At 64.9% G+C, this 17,721-nt stretch carries 14 protein-coding genes; 5 read left to right on the top strand and 9 right to left on the bottom strand.

All coding sequences use genetic code 11. From position 1 onward, the window contains the following. Nucleotides 1-115 precede the first annotated feature (115 nt). Together BLS55_RS11045 and BLS55_RS11040 are read right to left on the bottom strand one after the other, a co-directional pair. Nucleotides 116-1,003: an Mrp/NBP35 family ATP-binding protein gene (locus tag BLS55_RS11045; protein WP_092155180.1), complete on the bottom strand. Its 888-nt coding sequence runs from the start codon at nt 1,001-1,003 to the stop codon at nt 116-118. A gap of 9 nt (nt 1,004-1,012) precedes the next feature. Then, complete coding sequence (locus BLS55_RS11040; protein WP_092155222.1) at nt 1,013-1,648, bottom strand: protein-L-isoaspartate(D-aspartate) O-methyltransferase; 636 nt, start codon at nt 1,646-1,648, stop codon at nt 1,013-1,015. 214 nt (nt 1,649-1,862) lie between these two features. Here BLS55_RS11040 and BLS55_RS11035 point away from each other — a divergent pair, with 214 nt between their 5' ends. Both BLS55_RS11035 and BLS55_RS11030 read left to right on the top strand, forming a co-directional pair. Then, the gene (locus BLS55_RS11035; RefSeq protein WP_092155178.1) at nt 1,863-3,188 is read left to right on the top strand and encodes a M23 family metallopeptidase; all 1,326 of its coding nucleotides are present in this window, start codon (nt 1,863-1,865) and stop codon (nt 3,186-3,188) included. Nucleotides 3,189-3,684: 496 nt separating this feature from the next. Next, on the top strand, nt 3,685-8,088 hold the full coding sequence (locus BLS55_RS11030; protein ID WP_092155176.1) for an acyl-CoA dehydratase activase: 4,404 nt from the start codon (nt 3,685-3,687) through the stop codon (nt 8,086-8,088). A 257-nt stretch (nt 8,089-8,345) separates the two neighbouring features. Here BLS55_RS11030 and BLS55_RS11025 read toward each other — a convergent pair whose 3' ends face one another. The 6 genes from BLS55_RS11025 to BLS55_RS11000 all read right to left on the bottom strand — a co-directional run bounded on the left by BLS55_RS11025 (nt 8,346) and on the right by BLS55_RS11000 (nt 13,448). Further along, entirely contained in the window at nt 8,346-9,440 is a 1,095-nt protein-coding gene (locus BLS55_RS11025; protein WP_092155174.1) for a hypothetical protein, read from the bottom strand. Continuing rightward, nucleotides 9,437-10,072 (bottom strand): HAD family hydrolase, encoded by a 636-nt coding sequence (locus tag BLS55_RS11020; RefSeq protein WP_092155172.1) that lies wholly within the window; start codon nt 10,070-10,072, stop codon nt 9,437-9,439. The genes BLS55_RS11025 and BLS55_RS11020 overlap by 4 nt, the downstream gene beginning before the upstream one ends. Before the next feature lie 9 nt (nt 10,073-10,081). Then, nucleotides 10,082-10,807, bottom strand: a complete 726-nt coding sequence (locus BLS55_RS11015) for an acyltransferase (RefSeq protein WP_092155170.1) — start codon at nt 10,805-10,807, stop codon at nt 10,082-10,084. Then, a complete protein-coding gene (locus BLS55_RS11010) occupies nt 10,808-11,578 on the bottom strand; it encodes a 3-deoxy-manno-octulosonate cytidylyltransferase (protein WP_092155168.1) in 771 nt (256 codons plus the stop codon). Between the two features lie 161 nt (nt 11,579-11,739). Continuing rightward, nucleotides 11,740-12,654: an NAD-dependent epimerase/dehydratase family protein gene (locus BLS55_RS11005; protein ID WP_092155166.1), complete on the bottom strand. Its 915-nt coding sequence runs from the start codon at nt 12,652-12,654 to the stop codon at nt 11,740-11,742. Beyond that, nucleotides 12,651-13,448, bottom strand: coding sequence for an HpcH/HpaI aldolase family protein (locus BLS55_RS11000; protein WP_092155220.1), 798 nt, complete (start codon nt 13,446-13,448; stop codon nt 12,651-12,653). The genes BLS55_RS11005 and BLS55_RS11000 overlap by 4 nt, the downstream gene beginning before the upstream one ends. A 318-nt stretch (nt 13,449-13,766) precedes the next feature. On the opposite strand from BLS55_RS11000, the gene BLS55_RS10995 reads away from it, so the two are divergent. From BLS55_RS10995 to BLS55_RS10985, 3 genes are all read left to right on the top strand, one after another. Further along, complete coding sequence (locus BLS55_RS10995; protein WP_092155164.1) at nt 13,767-14,978, top strand: iron-containing alcohol dehydrogenase; 1,212 nt, start codon at nt 13,767-13,769, stop codon at nt 14,976-14,978. Between the two features lie 308 nt (nt 14,979-15,286). Further along, on the top strand, nt 15,287-15,943 hold the full coding sequence (locus tag BLS55_RS10990; RefSeq protein WP_092155162.1) for a 4'-phosphopantetheinyl transferase family protein: 657 nt from the start codon (nt 15,287-15,289) through the stop codon (nt 15,941-15,943). Between the two features lie 225 nt (nt 15,944-16,168). Further along, entirely contained in the window at nt 16,169-17,359 is a 1,191-nt protein-coding gene (locus BLS55_RS10985) for a sugar transporter (protein ID WP_092155160.1), read from the top strand. 64 nt (nt 17,360-17,423) lie between these two features. Here BLS55_RS10985 and BLS55_RS10980 read toward each other — a convergent pair. Then, a partial coding sequence (locus BLS55_RS10980) for a transposase (RefSeq protein ID WP_143339560.1) occupies nt 17,424-17,721 on the bottom strand: 298 nt, incomplete at its 5' end.

Genomic DNA, 17,721 nt, shown 5'->3' with positions numbered 1-17,721 from the left:
GGAAAAGGCGACGGCTATGCCCTCATATATCCTTGCGCTACGCAACTGCGTTGTTGCGGCGGGCCGCACCGTTACAGGATACAAACTCAGGCCCGGCCCGCCGCAGCACAGCGCGCTAACGCGCGTCCGCCGCCGCGGCAATGGCGTCGGCCAGATGGGCAAAGGCGGTTTTGGCGGCGCTTTCCCCTTCCAGAGAAACCACGGGCACGCCCCTGTCGGCGGCCACTACGGAAGCCGGATCCAGCGGGATGGCCCCCAGGAAACGAAGGTCATAGCGTTTGGCCAGCTCCTCGCCGCCGCCTTTTTTGAACAGGTCGATTTCCTTATGACAATGAGGGCAGATAAGGCCGCTCATGTTCTCCACCACCCCCAGCACCGCGGCATTGGCATACTGGAGAAAATTGATGGCCTTACGCACGTCGGCCAGGGAAATCTCCTGCGGGGTGGTGACCACCACGCAGAGAGCGTCAGGAATGCATTGGAGCACGGTCATGTGCTCGTCGCCGGTGCCTGGGGGGGAATCGATAAGCAGAAAATCCAGCTCGCCCCACTGCACGTCGGCGATAAACTGCCGGATGGCGGCGGTTTTTTTGGGCCCGCGCCAGAGCACGGCCTGGTCTTTATCCTTGAGCAGCGTGTCCATGGAAATGACGGCCAGATTTTCATCATAGGCCGCGGGCAGCAGGGCGTGGGTGGTTTCGTCCATTTCCACCGTACTCGTGAGGCCCAGCAGGTTGGGCACGCTGGGGCCGTGGATATCCACATCCAGGATGCCGACCTTGTACCCTTTGTGAGCCAGGGCCGCCGCCGTGTTGACGGTGACGGAACTTTTGCCCACGCCGCCCTTGCCGCTCATGACAAAAATCTTGTGGCGGATGTGACCGAGCCGTGCGGCGATGGCCTTATCCTGAAGGGCCATGGGGTTGTTGCAGTTGCCGTCTCCCCCCTTGGTCGTGGCGCTGGAACAGCCGCCCGCCTGGGAACAGGATGCGCACGAAGCCATGACGTCTCCTCAATATTGCGGTGGCCGCCGGTCTTGCCAGCCGTGGTCGCCCACCAGATCCACAAAAATGACCGGCCCCAGATCCTCGCTGCTCACGCGGCCCTGCGTTTTGCGCAGGCGCAGCAGGCGCTGCGTGCGGGGGCGGGATCCCACGGGGATGAGCAGAATGCCCCCCTCGTCGAGCTGGTCCACCAGCGGCGGGGGCACTTCCGGCCCGCCCGCCGTGACAATGATGCGATCAAACGGCGCGGCCTCCGGCACGCCCAGGGTGCCGTCCCGCCGCTGCATGTGAATACTGCGAAGCCCCAGTTGCCGCAAGAGGGCCGTCGTACTCCCATAGAGCTCGCGCAGCCGCTCCACCGTAAACACGGTGCAGCCCATGGCCGCCAGCACGGCCGCCTGGTACCCGGAACCCGTGCCGATTTCCAGCACACGCATGCCCCGCCGCACCTCCAGCATCTGGCTCATGAGCGCGACGATGTAGGGCTGTGAAATGGTCTGGCCGTAGCCGATGGGCAGGGGCGTATCCTCGTAGGCCTGAGCCCGCAAGGCTTCCTGCACAAAAAGGTGGCGCGGCACGGCGCCCATGGCCGCCAGCACGCCGGGGTCCGTGATGCCGCGGGCCTCCAGCTGTTCCCGCACCATGCGCTGGCGCAGACGGCGAGGGTCCACCCGGTTGCCCGAGGGCCGTCGCCCGTCGCCGCCTGTGAAACTGCTGTCATACATATGGCGGAAGTGAAACCAGATTTTGCCCCGCAAGTCAATGCGACGAACCCACATTATGAAAACTTCCAGACTTTTCCTTGAAAATAACTGTGCTTTGTGCAAGGCTGGCAAGGGTTCAAGAGCAGGAGTGCCTATGCGAAAAAGAAGTATGCTTTCGACAATACTGGGGATTATCGTCCTGGCCGTTCTTGCGGCGGGCGGGTATGTTTTTTTTAAGGATCTGGATGGTCCTCAGGTTTCCGTGCAGCCGCAGACGGGCCGGGTTTCGCCCGCCAGCGTGCTCAAAATCACCATGAAGGATCCTTCCGGCATCCGGGCCGTGACTGTGGGCGTGCGCAAAAACAACACCCTGAACACTATTTTCAGCAAGCACTTTGACGCATACCTGCCGGAACGCACGGTGGAGGTGCCCCTCAGCAACGCCAACCTGCGCGAAGGGGCTTTTGACCTGGAGATCCGCGCCACGGACGGCTCACTGGCCGGCTTTGGGCAGGGCAACACCCGCACGGTGCAGATGGCCATGCGCCTGGACACGCAGCCCCCGCGCATTGCTGTCAAAACCTTGCCCCCCAATGTGCGTCGGGGCGGCGCTGGCGTGGTGCGCTATACTGTGGACGAGGACGTGACCGACAGCGGCGTGCTGGTGGCCGGCTACTTTGTGCCCGGCTATCTGCAGAAGGACGGCAGCTACATCTGCTTCTTCCCCTATCCGTACACCATGCCTGCCCGCGAATATAAAAACAGCGTGGAAATCACCGCCACCGACCTCGCCGGCAACGTGACCAAAAGCCGCCTCACGGTCATGGCCTACGAACGCACCTTCAGAAGCGACAGCCTGGAGCTGAGCGACAATTTCCTCATGAGCGTGCAGGGCAAGCTGCAGCACCTGGCCCCGCAGGCCACCAATCCCCTGGATTGCTACCTTTACATCAACAATCAGGTGCGCGCGGCCAATGCCCAGACCCTGCGCGAAATCGGCAAAAATACCGCCGCAGCCATGCTCTGGAGCGGCGCTTTCGCCAGGCTGCCGCGCTCCGCCGCACGGGCGGGCTTTGCCGACCACCGGTTTTATAACTACCAGGGCAAGCTGGTGGGCGAATCCTATCACCTGGGCTTTGACCTGGCTTCCATCCGCAACGCCGAGGTGCCGGCGGCCAACAGCGGCCGCGTGGTCTTTACGGGGGAGCTCGGCATCTACGGCAACCTGGTGGTCATTGACCACGGGCTCGGGCTTATGTCGCTCTATTCCCACCTCCACGACATTCTGGTCAAAGTGGGCGACGTGGTGCAAAAGGGGCAGACCATTGCCCATACGGGCAGTACGGGCCTGGCCTTCGGCGATCACCTGCACTTCGGCATGCTGGTGGGCGGCGTGGAAGTGACCCCCCTGGAGTGGCTGGACCCCAAGTGGATCCGCGACAACATCACGGGCCGTCTGGAGGCTTCCATGGCGCAGTAGCCCCGATCAGTCCGGACTCCCGTCTACTGCACTGCGGCCCCTGTTCAATCCGGGGCCGCTTTTTTACTAGTGCACCTATGGCGCAGAGTCACTTTGGAAATATGCATTCTCAAAGTTTACGGCACACTCGTTACGGCGCTTAACAATACAAATACATTGCGCTTACGCCTGCGCGGCGGGCGGCTCTCACGCGCCGTCCCGGCATTTCAAGGGTAAAATGCCCTGAAAGCGCTGGCGGCCTGCAGGCAGACTTCCGCCACAAAGGCGCAAGTGCAAAATTAGCTGTACCTTCGCCCGCCGGGCAGCCTCATGGCCGACCGGCCTCGTGAAAAAAAACTCAGCTGCGGCTCTTGTAATTTTCAGCCAATCCGATAGCCTGAAAACGTATCGGAAGGCGGCGCGCTCGCCCGTGGCTCTGGCGGCGTCTTTCCCATGTCTGGATTTTGCTTTGCAAGCCCGCCTTCGCCACACCCTTCGGCCATATGAGGACTTGCCCGTGTTACCGAATTCTGCGGCTCTGCTGGGCCTGGATATCGGCTCCACTACCGTAAAACTGGCCTTGCTCAACGCCGACGGCCACGTTCTGGAAACCCGCTACAACCGCCACGGCACAGCGGTGCGGGCCACCCTTGCCGCTTTGCTCGCCGAGCTGGCGGCCCGTTATCCCGACGCGCGGGTTACTGCCGCCATTACGGGCTCTGGGGCGCTTGACCTGGGCGAACGTCTCGGGCTTCCCTTCATCCAGGAGCTGTTGGCCACGGCCCGCGCCGTAGCGCACGCCGCGCCGGACGCCACCGTGGCCGTGGAGCTGGGCGGCGAGGACGCCAAACTGCTCTACCTGGGGCAGGACGTGGAACTGCGCATGAACGAATCCTGCGCAGGCGGCACCGGGGCCTTCATTGATCAGATGGCCCGCCTGCTCAATACGGACGCCGGCGGCCTCAACGCCCTGGCCGAGCGCCACAGCACACTCTACCCCATTGCCTCCCGCTGCGGCGTTTTCGCCAAAACGGACATCGTGCCCCTGCTCAACGGCGGTGTGCCGCGCGAAGACATTGCGGCTTCCATCTTTCAGGCCGTGGTGGAGCAGACCATCGGCGGTCTGGCCTGCGGCCGTCCCATTGCGGGCAAAGTGGCTTTTCTGGGCGGGCCGCTCCATTTTCTGCCGGAACTCAAAAAACTTTTCATCGCCTCGCTGAATCTGGGGCCTAAGGCCGTGGTTTCCCTGCCCTACGCCCAGTGCGCTGCCGCCGTGGGCGCGGCCCTGTGCGTGTGCGGCGGCAGCGCGAGCGTAGATTTGTCCCGCCTGGCCGAACGGGCCGCCGCTCTGGTGGGCGAACCCTTGCCCGTCACGGCCCGGGCACTGCCGCAGTTGTTTGCGCACGAACAGGCCTACGCGGCCTTCCGCAACCGGCAGCCCGCGGCGGCCAGCCCGCAGGAAGGCCTGCTGGCCGCCGCCCAGGGGCCCCTCTACCTGGGACTGGACCTGGGCTCCACCACAGTCAAAGCCCTGCTCATGGACGCGGCCCAGACCCCGCTGGACTGGTGCTACGCCTCCAACGGGGGCAACCCGCTGCAAACGCTGCTGCCCGCCCTGGCCGCCATGCTGGACAAAATTCCGCAAGGCGCGTGGCTGGCCGGAGCCGGGGCCACGGGCTATGGAGCCCACCTGGCGGAATCCGCCCTGGGGGTGGACTGCGTGCTGGTGGAAACCCTGGCCCACTTCAAGGCCGCCGTGCGCCTGGTGCCCCAGGTGAGCTACGTTATCGACATCGGCGGGCAGGACATGAAATGCCTGAAGGTGGAAAACGGCGTCATCAGCGACGTGAACCTCAACGAAGCATGCTCCGCCGGCTGCGGGGCCTTTCTGGAAAGTTTCGCCCGCGGTCTGGGCCTTGGCATGGAGGAATTTGTCCGCCTGGCCCTTTTTGCCGAACACCCGGCAGACCTGGGCTCGCGTTGCACAGTCTTCATGAATTCCAAGGTAACCCAGGCGCAGAAGGAGGGCATGCAGGTTTCGGACATTGCGGCGGGGCTCTGCTATTCTGTGGTCCGCAACGCCCTGGACAAGGTGCTGCGCATCAAAAACGTGGCCGAGCTTGGCGAGCATGTGGTGGTGCAGGGCGGGGCTTTTCTCAATGACGCCCTGCTCTGCGCCATGGAGCGCACCCTGGGCCACCCCGTGTACCGCCCCACGTTTTCGGGCCTTATGGGGGCCTTTGGCGCGGCCCTGGCCGCCCAGGAGCAGCTGGCCGACGCCCGCGCGCGTTCGCCCCTGAGCGGCGCGCTCATCCGGGGCCTGGCCATGCGCACCCGCAGCTTCCGCTGTCGGGACTGCGGCAACCACTGCCTGCTGACAGAAACCCGCTTTTCTCACGGCAGCCGCCATATTGCGGGCAACCGTTGCGATCGGTTCAGCGAAGCCCGCCGTGGGGCAGTGCCGCCTGCGCCCAACCTTTTTGCCTGGAAAAACCAGCGTCTCTTCCGTTACGAGCCGCTGCCGGAAGAAGCCGCGCCGCGCGGGCGTCTGGGCATCCCGCGCGTGCTCAACATGTACACCCACTATCCCTTCTGGTTCACCCTCTTCACCAACCTGGGCTACCGGGTGGAGCTTTCCCCGCCCACCAACCGCGCGCTGTTTGCGGCGGGCCTGGCCTCAGTGCCCTCGCAGAGCGTCTGCTACCCGGCCAAACTGGCCCACGGGCATGTGCTGGCCCTGCTGGAGCGCGGCATCAAGCACATTTTCTTCCCCTGCATTCCACGCGAAGAGCAGGAGTTTCCCGAACTTTGCGACACGTTTTCCTGCCCTGTGGCCTGCGGCTACCCGCAGGTGGTGCGCGAAAACCTGCCGGAACTGGCCAGTCACGGGGCCGTGCTGCACGCCCCTTTCGTGAACCTGACCCACACGGCCGCTCTGGTGCGCAACCTGGCCAAAGAGTTTGACCTGCCCCGCGTGCAGGTGCGGGCCGCCGTGCGCCTGGCGCTGCAGGAACAGCGCCGCTACCGGCACGAACTGCGCGCCGAGGCCAGACGCATTTATGAGGACGTGCGCCGTAACCACGGCGCTCTGGTGGTGCTGGCCGGGCGGCCCTACCATGTGGACCCGCAGGTGCACCACGGTCTGCCCGAATTCATCGCCGGCCTGGGGGCGGCAGTCATCAGCGAGGACGCCATTCCCCACGGCGGTCTGGACAGCCCCTTGCTGCACAGCCTGCGCGCGCGCAACCAATGGGCCTACCCCGCCCGCCTCTACCGGGCGGCCGCCTGGGTTGGACAGGCCGACCACGCCGGCGCACGGGTGGAGATGGTGCAGATCACCTCCTTCGGCTGCGGCCTGGACGCCATTACCACCGATCAGGTGCGCGAACTGCTCCGTGCCGGCGGCAAGCTCTATACCCTCATCAAGATGGATGAAGGCAACGCCCTGGCCTCGGCCCGCATCCGCATCCGCTCGCTCCTGGCCGTGACCCGCGCCCGCTCCAAAGCCGCAGCGGAACGGCCCGCCCTGCCGTTGGCCCCGGCCGTGTTTACCCGGCGTCATGCCGCCAGCCACACCATTCTGGTGCCGCAGATGGCCCCCCTGCACTTTCCCCTTATGGTGGAAGCTCTGGAGGGGGATGGCCACCAGGTGCGCCTGCTGCCTGAAGTCAGCGCCCGGGCCGTGGATCTGGGCCAGGCCTATGTGAACAACGACGCCTGCTACCCCGCCATTGTGGCCATCGGTCAGCTGCTGGAGGCCCTTTGCGACGGGCGCTGCGACCCCGCGCGCACGGCCCTGCTCTTTTCCCAGACCTGCGGCCCCTGCCGGGCCAGCAACTATCCCGGCATGTTGCGCAAGGCCCTGCGGGAATGTGGCTTCCCCCAGGTGCCGGTATTGCGGCTCAGCGCCTCCGGCGCGGACAGCCAGCCGGGCTTCAGGCCTGGCCGCGCCCTCATGGGCCGCATGGTTCTGGGCATGCTGGGCGGCGACATGCTGCAGCGCCTTTCCCTGTTCACAGCCACATACGAGCGGCACAAAGGCGATACCGAAGACCGGACGCAGGCCTGGCTGCAAACTCTCGCCCCCGCAGTACGTCAAGGGGACGTGGACGCCTTCCAGAAACAGATGCCCCGCCTGCTGCGCGACTTTGAACAGATCCCCCTGGACCTGACGCCGCGCCCGCGGGTGGCCGTGGTGGGCGAGATCCTCCTCACCTACCATGAGGACGCCAATAAGCACATTGTTTCTCAGATCCGTCAGGAAGGGGGCGAACCGCTCCTGCCGGACCTGACCAACTTCATGCTCTATTGTCTCATGGATTCTATTTATGACTGGCGCGCCCAGGGCGGCGGCGCGCTGGCGGCCCTGGGCAGCGCCCTGGCCATCCGGCGGGTGGAAAAACTGCGCCGGGGGCCGCGCGGCCTTCTGGCGGGCTCTCCCCTGGCGAACAAACTTATGCCCGTGGCCCACATTGACGGTCTGGCCCACCTGGGCGAGCAGGCCCTTTCCCTGGGCAACGCCGCCGGCGAAGGCTGGCTGCTGCCCGCTGAAATGCTGGAATTTATGCACCACGGCGTCAACAACGTGCTCTGCCTCCAGCCCTTCGGCTGCCTGCCCAACCATGTGGTGGGCCGCGGCTCCTTCAAAACAGTGCGCCGCCTGCACGAGAACGCCAACATCATGGCCATTGACTATGACCCCGGCAGCAGCGAGGCCAACCAACTCAACCGCATCCGCCTGTTCATGGCCATGGCCAAAGAACGCCAGGAAGCGGGCGCAGAACAGCCAGCCGCGGCCCCTGCCGCAACGCCTGTCGCTGCGCGGCACCCCTCCCGGACGGACCGCCGTCTAGCCGCCCGCCGCACCCTCTCGGCCGCCATATCCCTCCTGCCGCAGCTGGCGGGCCTGTTGCCGGGTTAAAAACTTTTCTCTTTCGGCGCTGCCTGTTGTTCTTTGTCTTCTTTGTGGGGCAGCTTAGTTTACGGCTCGCTCGTTTCAGCGCTTAACAGTGCACATAACTTGCGCTTACGCCTACACAGCGGGCACTGATCACGCAGCCGCCAGGGCATTTCAAAGTTGAAATGCCCTGGCGGCAGGCTTGGAACTGCGGTGGCTGCGCCCCAGCATGGGACACCTCCGCGTAAGCGGGCGTATCCCGACCTGAAAGCTCCGGCGCGTCACTGCACGTTGTTGGCGGCGCGCACGAAGGCGTTGTAGGCCGCGCGGCTGTTGCGCACGGCGTCGTTCATGCTTTGCCGCAAGGGCGCGCTGAAAAACGCGGCTTCCACGCCCTGGGCCAGCAAAGCCTCATACTGGGCCGCTGTTTTCAGAAAAGCGCGGAACAGCCGTTCCACTTCCGGAGGAGCCCAGAAGGGCGGCCGCCCAGCCGTGGCCAGAGCCTCCCGCAGGGCCTGGAGCTGCGCGCGCAGGGCCGCCGTATCCGGCGCTGGCGGCGCTAGCAGACGGGCCACCGCCCCATACCCGGCAAAGAGCCGCTCCGCAGCCTGGATCTGCCGCCGCAGCGGGTGCCCGCGCAGCAGCACGTCCTCCGCCTTAACGGCGTAGCCCTCCACGGTGCGGACATACGTTTCCCGCGCGGCTGCAAAGTCCGCAAGGGCTCGCTCCATGCTTGCCGTCAGCGCCCGGCCCCTGGCCCCGTCGTCCTGAATGCTGGAGTCCTGGACATACCGCTCCAGGGCGCGGTAGTCCGCCCGGATGCTGGCGGCGGCCTTGCTCATGATCTCCACCTGCCGGGTCATGAGGGTTGCGTCCGCCTCGGCCAGCAGACCGGCCGGCGGCGTCAGACGTCGGGCCAGGGCGCGGTCTTCGTTGCCCGAGGCTTCCGGACGGGGCAGCAACTGCCACTCCTGCAGGTAATACCGGGCCTGGGCCGTAAGCAGGTCGGCCTGGCCATAACGGCCGGAGGCCAGCGCATTGAGCGCGTCGTTATAAAAAGCCACGACTGCGTCGGCCTTGTCCCGCTCTTCCGGCGTGGGCGGCAGAAGGGCCTGTTCCGCTGCGGCGGCTTCCGCCTCCGGCGACGACGCGGCCGCATTGCTCCCCTGGCTGGCCGTCTTGGCCCCCTGTCCGGCCGCATTCTGCGGCTGGGCCGTCGCTGAAGACTGATGCGTGGGCTCCGCCTTATGTTCGTCGTTGCAGGCCGTCAGAGCCAGCAGCGCCGCCAGGGCCAATGCCAGGAAGACCGCACGGCGCAAGGGCGTTCGCCGCGCGGTGCGGCAGCCGAAACCGGAAAAGAACGCCGCGCGCTTCATACCTGGGCCGCAATCCAGTCGTTGAGGCCAGTAAGGTCCGGTCCCCAGGGGAAGGAACCGCCCTGCAGCTCCGGCCCCACGCCGTAAAACAGGGTGCCCACCTGCGCGGCGGCGTCCCGGTCCGTGGGGGCGTCGCCCACCATAAGCACGTCCTCCGGGGCCAGGGGCAGCGGGGCCACAATGCGCCGCAAAACTTCAGCCTTGGCCGGAGGCGAGCCGTGGATGCCGTTAAAGTATTCCTTTAATCCCCGTTCGCGCAGCACGGCATTCACTTCCTCGTCCGGCGCGCCGGAGCAAACGTACATGGGCAGCACGCCGCGCCAGCGGCGCAAGGTTTCTTCCGCACCGGGGATAAAGGGGCAGCGCCGCACCTCTTCCAGGGAGTAGTCCACAAACTTGCGGGCCAGGGCGTCGGATTCCTCCGGGGTAATCTCCCGCCCCAGTACCTCCTGGTAAAACCAGGCAAATTTCTTGTAACGGCTCACGCCCCCGTGGCGGGTATGGTAGAGCACCAGACGATCCTTAGCCTCAGGGCCGAAGGGTTCTGCGATGCGGGCATAGGCCCGGGTTTTGATGGGCACGCTGTCCAGCAGCACGCCGTCGCAGTCAAACACAAGACATTGCAAAGCCATATTCCGTCCTCATTCCTGCGGATGGGCGGGGCCGCTCTGGGGAGCGGCAATGCCGCGCATGCCGATGACCTTGGCGGGCACGCCGCCCACGATGGTGAATGGGGCCACATTGCGGGTGACCACAGCCCCCGCGCCCACCACGGCCCCGCGCCCGATGCGCACGTCCGGGGTGACGACGCAGTTGGCCCCGATCCAGACGTCCTCTTCAATAACGATCTGCCCCGGCACATGGCCCTGACACATGATGGGCACATCCTGCCGGGCAATGCGGTGGTTGGCCGCACGGATGACCGTGCCCGGCCCCACGGCCGTGTGCGCGCCGATTTCGATGCGGCCCGCGTCCGCCCCCACATGCACGCAGGGCGATAAGGCCACGTCGTGGTGCAGCACCAGCGTGCCGTCCGTAGCGGTGACAAAGCAGCCCCGCCCCAGGCGCACATTGTCGCCCAGGCGCATGTGGGGGCATCCGGCCAGGGTGAGCCCGGTGCCGAAACGCACGGACCCGCAGCGGGCAAACAGCCAGCGCCAGGCCAGCAGGCGCAGGGCCAGCCCCAGGGGCGTGGGCACCCAGGCGAACAGGGCTATCCACAGCTCTTCCAGGGCCGCGGCCAGGCGTTGCCCCAGACAGGGCGGGCCGCCGTGCCCTGTGCCTGCCGCTTCATCGGGGCGGGAAGGCCCGGACGCCGCTGCTGGGCCGGACGGCTCTGAGCCGTGTGGGGGCAGGGAAGCGCCCATCTATTTGCTGTACTCGCGCATGAGGTCGTCGCCTTCCATAAGCCGGGCCACGCGGGCCAGGTCTTCGGGCGTATCCACACTCCAGGTGCGGCAGGTGGTGGGCACCATGCGCACTTTTTCGCCGTATTCAAGAATGCGCAGCATATCCACGGATTCATAAATTTCCAGAGGGCTTTCCTCCAGCTCATTGAAGCGGAGCAGGTAATCGCGGCGGAAGGGTATGATGCAGACCTGCTTGCGCATGGGCACTTTGTCCGCGCCCTTCTTGCGCGAAGGAATGGGCTCGCGCGAGAAGTAGAGGGCATCGTTGTTGCGGTCCACCACCACTTTTACTTCGTTGGGATCCTCAAATTCTTCCAGGGTGTCCATTTCAGCCATGAGGTTGACCACGTTGATGGCAGGGTCGGCCAGCATGGGGGCCACGGCGGCGTCGATCATCTCAGGCCGGACCATGGGCTCGTCGCCCTGGACCATAACTACGATGTCGGCCTTTTTGCCAGTGGCAGCCTCGATTTTGAGCAGAGCCTCGGCCGTACGGGTGGAGCAGCGCACATGGTGGTCGCCGGTCATGACGCAGGGCAGGCCCGCATCTTTGCAATAATTTTCAATAATTTCGTCGCAAGTGGCCACATAGGTGGCGGCCAGGGTCTTGCTCATGGCCGTGCGGAAGGCCACATGCCCCACCATGGGCACGTTGTGGATGAGCGCAAGAGGTTTGCCGGGATAGCGGCTGGAACCCATCCGTGCGGGAATAATGGCAATGATGTTCATGGGTCGGCTCCTTGAGGGCCTGATTTATGCTGTTGTCAAATCTGGTCAGCGGGCAAAATTTTTTGAAGGACGTGCTCTTGGCGACGGGAGTGTACGTCTTTGGTACTCGACCGGAGCCAAAGCGCGCCCTGACGCCGCCACAAACAAAAAGACGCGGCATTTCAGTCGTCGGTGGGGAGCAGATACCCCCCCTCGGACGCCAATTCCGGATGCATCTGCCGGTGCTCTTCTTCCATAACGCGCAGAATGCCCTGCCCCAGATCCACGGTCAGGGGCGGCACCAGTTTGCGCCCCACCTTGGGCATAAAGGCGTAAGGGGTGATCTGGTAGTGGCCGCTGTTGGGGTCGTTCTGGTATTTGATCTCCAGCTCCTTGCCCAGCATTTCGCCCATCATTTTGAAAAGATCGCCCACCCGCATGGGCTGATTGCCGGAAATGATGATGTTCTGATTCTCAAATTCCGGGGCCAGCACGGCCACGGTGGCGGCGCTGGCGTCGTCCACATGCACGTATTCGCGCAGGGCCATGGGCGCGCCGTAATAGGTGATGCTGCCGGTGGAAAGGGCCTCATACACAAAACGGTGGATGGCGTTGCGCCTGTCCGAGCGCGGCCCGTAGAGCGAACCGTAGCGCAGGATAGTGTAGGGCAGGCCGTGCATGGCCTGGTAGTTCTCAATATAGAGTTCGCAGGCCTGCTTACTGCAGCGGTAAAAGCCGCCGGATTTGCCGTACACGTACAGCGAGCTGGCAAAGATGTACCGCCTGACCTTCGCCTGCCGGCAGGCCTCCAGCACCATGACGTTGCCCACCACGTTGATGCGGGCCGTATCCACCGGGCGGTTGTTGGCCTCGCCGATGTCGGCTATGCCGGCATAGTTGAAGACCATATCCGCGCCTTCCACAGCCTTGTGGACCACCGTCTCGTCCAGAATATTGCCCGTGAGCATGGTCTGGTCCTGGCGCAGCCAGGGGGAAGGGTGCAGATCCACAATGGTGACCGCGTGCCCGGCCTCGGAAAGTTTGTCACAGATATGCGAGCCGAGAAAGCCCGACCCGCCGAAGACGGTAATGTTCACTGCCTGCCCTCCTGCCGGGGGCGTTCCGCAGCGCCCCACAAAAAGACGGAATCAATGCCGTAGGCGATAAACCGGCTGCCCGCCGCCGTCTGCCGGGCCAGTTCCTCCGGATCGGGCTGCACGATGTGCAGGCCCATGCGCGCCCCGCAGCGGGCGCAGACAGCGGCAATGCGGGCCATAACAGCCTGGAAGTCGGGATGGCCAAAGCACCCCGTCAGGCCCATGGAGCCGGAAAGATCATAGGGCCCCACCATGATGGCGTCCAGACGCGGGTGGGAAACAATGGCTTCCAGCTGCTCCACGGCGCGGATATGCTCAATCTGCGCCACCAGAAAAAGCTCCGGCGCGCGCTGTTCGCGGTAGGCGTCAAAATCCTTGCCGAAGGCATTGGCCCGGCAGAAGCCCACCCCCCGGTATTCCGGGGCGGTTTCCCCTGCCGCGCGCCAGTTGTCCTGGCCGGGATAAACCGAAAGGTCGATGGCCCTGTCGAGCTGGGCGCGGCTTTCGATCATGGGAAAGATCAGCCCTTGCGCGCCGGCCTCCAGGGCGGCTTTGATCTGTGTTTTGCTGGCTTCGCCCAGCCGGGCAAAGGGCGCGGCGCCGCCGCATTCAATGGCCCGGAAAATATCCGGAAGCCCGGTACGGCCGAAGGAGCCGTGCTCCATATCCACTGCCACCCAATCGTACCCCGCCCGGGCCATGAGCTCGGCCACGTCGGGCGACGGCAACTGAAGCCAGGTGCCCACGGTGGGCTTGTCCGCCGCCAGGAGCGCGCGAATTTCGTGTACAGTCATAAACAAGCGGCCTGCCGCCGCAGGGTTGAAGGATAAAGAACGCGGGCAGTATACGCTGCTGCCGGGGCGGACGCAACGCGCCCTGCCCCATAAAAATCCGGACAAAAAAACCTAACCGTTTGTGACAGTTTCGTGATCATGCAAAATTTTAGACAAAAAAAATATGTGAAAAATTGCGCAGCTCCTTGACCTAAAAAAACTTCCGGCCTATTTTGGGGCAGCTTGCGGCGAATGCTGCAGGCAAAGTACCCCGTCCGGGCTTTGTCCCCGCCCGAACCGGTTCTGCCGCAATTCCATTGCGGCTCGCCGGAGGAAACTATGACCATCGCCCCCTGCCCCCATACTGCCGCCGTGCGTGAGATCCGTCTGCGGACCACGGTTTTTCTGGGCGTGGGGGCACTGGAACGGCTGGAAAGCGTGTTTGCCCGGCTGCGGGAAGACGGCGTGCGCTCTGTGCTCTGCGTTTGCGGCGGGCACGCCTACAGGGACAGCGGCGCGTGGGACGAGGCCGAACGGGCCGCCCGCAGCCAGGGACTGAAACTGGCCCTCTACAACCGCGTAACGCCTGACCCTTCCACAGACTGTATGGACGAGGCCGCCGCCCTGGGGCGGGTGGTGGGCGCGGGGGCCGTGCTGGCCATTGGCGGCGGCAGCCCCATAGACTGCGGCAAATGTGCGGCGGCGCTTTTGGCCAACCCTGGGGTTACGGCCGAAGATCTGTTCTGCTGTCGCTTCCGCCCGCGTACGGCCCTGCCCCTGGCGGCCGTGCCCCTGACCCACGGCGTGGGCAGCGAAGTCAACCGTTTTGCCGTGGCCGCCCTGCCCCGGCAACGCCGGGCCTCCGTCATCGCCCATGACTGCCTGTACCCGCGCTACGCCGTGGAAGACCCCGCGCTCATGACCGGGCTTTCACCGGACCAGACCCGTTACGTTTCTGTGGACGCCCTGAGCCGGGTGGTGGAAGCCGCCACCACCACGGTCAGCAATCCTTTTGTGGTGATGCTGGCCAGAGAAACCGTACGCCTGGTACACCGCTGGCTGCCCGCGGCCCTGCAGTGCCCCGACGATCTGGAAGCCCGCTACGGCTTGTGCCTGGCCGCCATCCAGGCCGGGCTGGCCTTCGACAACGGCCTGCTGCACATGGCCCATGCCCTGGAGCAGCCCCTGCGGGGCGTTTGCGACGCCCCCCACGGCCTGCGGCTGGCTGTGCTGCTGCCCGCCGTAGTGCGGGAGTGCTACCCCGCCTGCGCGCCGGTAGCGGCCGATATTCTTGCGCCGCTGGCCCCTGGCCTGCGCGGTTTGCCTGAAGAAGCGCCCAAGGCCGCCAGAGCTGTGGAGCAGTGGCTTTTTTCCGTGGGCCTGACGCAAAAGCTCCTGAACCTGGGGGTTCAGGAGCCGGATGTGGAGAAATTTTGTACGCAGGTGGAATGCACCCCATCGCTGGGGCCTTTGCTTTCCGTGGCGCCGGTGCCCAGCTCGCACGAGCTGGTGGCCAGAATCTACCGGCAATCCTTGCGCCCCATGCCCTGAGTACGCCATCCTCCTCCTGGGCCGGACTGTTCTGCCGCAGTCCGGCCCCTTAACCCAAGCCCCGCCGTCACCCGACGGCGGGGCCCCTTTCTCCCGCACGGCACGTTCTGCACCACGCGGGAAAGCACTTCCCTAGCACCTTCCCGCGCAAAATCCAAGCGCAAATTTCTCCAAGGCCAAGTAGGCGGCCCTTTTCCGGCCGCAACGCCGCCATTTTTACAAAGCATAACAGCGCAGTAATTATTTTTTCGGCCTTGGCGGGCTGGCTTGAATCCTGCCTCCGGGCAGGGTATTGCTGGGGAACAGTCATGGAGCTTTTCTGGACATACTGGCCGGATTTGGCCCCCTTTGCCGCCGCAGCCGCGCCGCGCCTTACGCCAGACCGTCGCCGGAGTATGGCGCGCCGCGCCGCGCCGGAGGACCGGTTGCGCGCCCTTGCCGCCGGGCTTTTGCTGCGCCGCGTGCTGGGCGTGCGCGCGGACGACGCGCTGACCCTGAACCCGTGGGGCAAACCCCGCCTGTGCCGCCCAGGCGGGCCGGGCTTCAGCCTGAGCCACGCGGGCGCGTACGCGGTACTGGCCGTGGGGCGTCCGCCCCTGGGCGTAGATGTTGAGCCGCGCCCGGCTTTGGGGTCTCCCCTGCCCTTGCGCGGGCTGCACCCGGCGGAGCGCCTGGCTCTGGCCCGCAGCTCGCGCCCGGCAAACTGCTGGCTGCGGCTCTGGACGGGCAAGGAAAGCCTGCTCAAGGCCGTAGGGCTCGGCCTCTGGCTGAACCCGGAGTCCTTTTCCCTGCTGCCGCTCTGCGACGGTCCGCACCCATGGGGGAAGCGCATCTGGCATCTGGCCTGGCGGGAGCTGCCCGGCCATGTGTTGGCTGTGGCCGCCCGGCAGCCGCTGACCGCGCTGCGTCTTACCAGGCTTGCTCCAGCCGATCTGCTTGCCGACGGCGCAGCGCCGCGGCCGTAAGGCAGGGACGCGCCGCCCGCAGGCCTCTTTGGCGGCGGGCATCCGCCCTGTGCAGCCGCAGGCGCGCTGCAGGCCTGAACTGCACGGGGGACCGCCCACACCGACCAGGCGAGGACGCCGCCCACGCCGGAGTCTGCGATTCCAGGCCTTGCCAATTCCGGGCATGAGAGATATGGAGCACGCCTTGTCCCTGCAACCGCATCCGCGGGGACAAAAGGATACCGCATGACTTCCGTAAAGACCCCGGAGGGCCGACGCCTCTGGGCGCCTGTTCTGGCATTGGCCCTGGCTGCATTCATCTTCGTCACCACAGAGGTTCTGCCCATTGGTCTGTTGCCGGCCATTGCCGCGGACCTGGGCGAAACAGAGGCTTTCACCGGGCTGCTGGTGACGGTATACGCCTGGGCCGTGGCCCTGCTTTCCCTGCCGCTGACGGCCTGCACCGCTCGCTTTGAGCGGCGGCGTCTGCTGCTCTGCCTGTTTGGCATATTCATTGCCGGGCATATTGTTTCGGCCCTGTCCACCAATTTTGTCGCGCTGATGCTGGGCCGTCTCTGCATTGCCAATGCCCACGCAGTGTTCTGGTCCATCGCCAGCCCTATCGTGGTGCGCATCACCCCGCCGGAGGCTAAGGCCAAAGGGCTTGCCGTGGTCATTGTGGGCAGCTCCCTGGCCACGGTGCTGGGGGTGCCGCTGGGCACCATAGTGGGCCAGCATTTCGGCTGGCGGGCGGCCTTTGCGCTCATCGGCGCGGCAGCGGCCTGTGTGGGCCTTGTACTCTGGCGGCTTCTGCCGCCGCTGGAAGCGCGGGATACGGGCTCTTTCAAAAGCGTGCCCGCCCTCTTTCACGATAAAGAGCTTGCCCTCCTCTATCTGCAGACCATGCTGGCCGTAACAGGCCATTTTATCGCCTATACCTATCTTGCCCCGCTGCTGTTGCGGAAAGGCGGATTTACTGAGGGGGCCGTGCCGGTTTTTCTGCTGCTCATGGGGGTTTCCGGCATTGCGGGCAGCCTGCTCGCCGCCCGGCTGACCACGGCCAGAACCAAGCTGGCCTTCCTTGCGCCCCTGCTTGTCATCGGCTTCTGCCTGCTGCTGCTCCGGGTCTCCGTCACGCGGGTGGAGACTTTGGCGCCGCTGTGCGTGCTCTGGGGCGGCAGCATGGCCGTCATCAACCTGCTTTTCCAAAGCAGAGTGCTGGAACTGGCCGCCCATGCCGCGGATATAGCCACTTCCCTGTATTCAGGCATCTTCAATGTGGGCATCGGGGGCGGCGCCTTTATCGGCAGCCTTATTTTTAACCGGCTTGGCCTGGAGGCCACAGGCTATGCGGGCGCAGTTTTCTTTGCCCTGACAGTGGCGGCATGCCTCTGCTGCCGACGCAAGGACGCAAAAAACGGTCCGCCGCGGGTATGACGAACCCCTTGCGGCAGACCGTAAAAAAACAAGGTTCTTCCGGGTTTTCCGTGGGTAACCCCTGTCAGGAACTGGCCGGGTAGAGGTTTAGACCGCCACAGAAGAAGTAGATGGCTGTCTTGAAATGCTCCCGGTTCCTATAACCGCAAGCCTTCCTCTTGATGGCCATGATCTTGCTGTTGAGGCCCTCGGCCACGCCGTTGGTGATCCTGTGGCGGCAGAAGGTCAGGATGTTCTCAAGATGTCTCTGAATCAGTCCGCCCACTTTGCGCATTGGGGCAAGATCTGACCTGTTCACCCAGACCAGCCATCGCTTCACAAAACGTCTGGCCCATCCCGTGCTCAGGTACTTCCAGACGTCG

Source organism: Desulfovibrio legallii (assembly GCF_900102485.1).
Lineage (GTDB): Bacteria > Desulfobacterota > Desulfovibrionia > Desulfovibrionales > Desulfovibrionaceae > Desulfovibrio > Desulfovibrio legallii_A.
Note: the sequence above shows the minus strand (reverse complement) of the source record. Positions and strands in the feature narration are given on the sequence as shown.

Excerpts from the sequence above, each read along its gene's own strand:
- BLS55_RS11015 (WP_092155170.1), bottom strand. The coding sequence starts at position 10,807 with ATGGGCGCTTCCCTGCCCCCACACGGCTCAGAGCCGTCCGGCCCAGCA.
- BLS55_RS11020 (WP_092155172.1), bottom strand. The coding sequence starts at position 10,072 with ATGGCTTTGCAATGTCTTGTGTTTGACTGCGACGGCGTGCTGCTGGAC.
- BLS55_RS10985 (WP_092155160.1), top strand. The coding sequence starts at position 16,169 with ATGACTTCCGTAAAGACCCCGGAGGGCCGACGCCTCTGGGCGCCTGTT.
- BLS55_RS11000 (WP_092155220.1), bottom strand. The coding sequence starts at position 13,448 with ATGACTGTACACGAAATTCGCGCGCTCCTGGCGGCGGACAAGCCCACC.
- BLS55_RS11040 (WP_092155222.1), bottom strand. The coding sequence starts at position 1,648 with ATGGTGCGGGAACAGCTGGAGGCCCGCGGCATCACGGACCCCGGCGTG.
- BLS55_RS11010 (WP_092155168.1), bottom strand. The coding sequence starts at position 11,578 with ATGAACATCATTGCCATTATTCCCGCACGGATGGGTTCCAGCCGCTAT.
- BLS55_RS10995 (WP_092155164.1), top strand. The coding sequence starts at position 13,767 with ATGACCATCGCCCCCTGCCCCCATACTGCCGCCGTGCGTGAGATCCGT.
- BLS55_RS11045 (WP_092155180.1), bottom strand. The coding sequence starts at position 1,003 with ATGGCTTCGTGCGCATCCTGTTCCCAGGCGGGCGGCTGTTCCAGCGCC.
- BLS55_RS11025 (WP_092155174.1), bottom strand. The coding sequence starts at position 9,440 with ATGAAGCGCGCGGCGTTCTTTTCCGGTTTCGGCTGCCGCACCGCGCGG.
- BLS55_RS11035 (WP_092155178.1), top strand. The coding sequence starts at position 1,863 with ATGCGAAAAAGAAGTATGCTTTCGACAATACTGGGGATTATCGTCCTG.
- BLS55_RS10990 (WP_092155162.1), top strand. The coding sequence starts at position 15,287 with ATGGAGCTTTTCTGGACATACTGGCCGGATTTGGCCCCCTTTGCCGCC.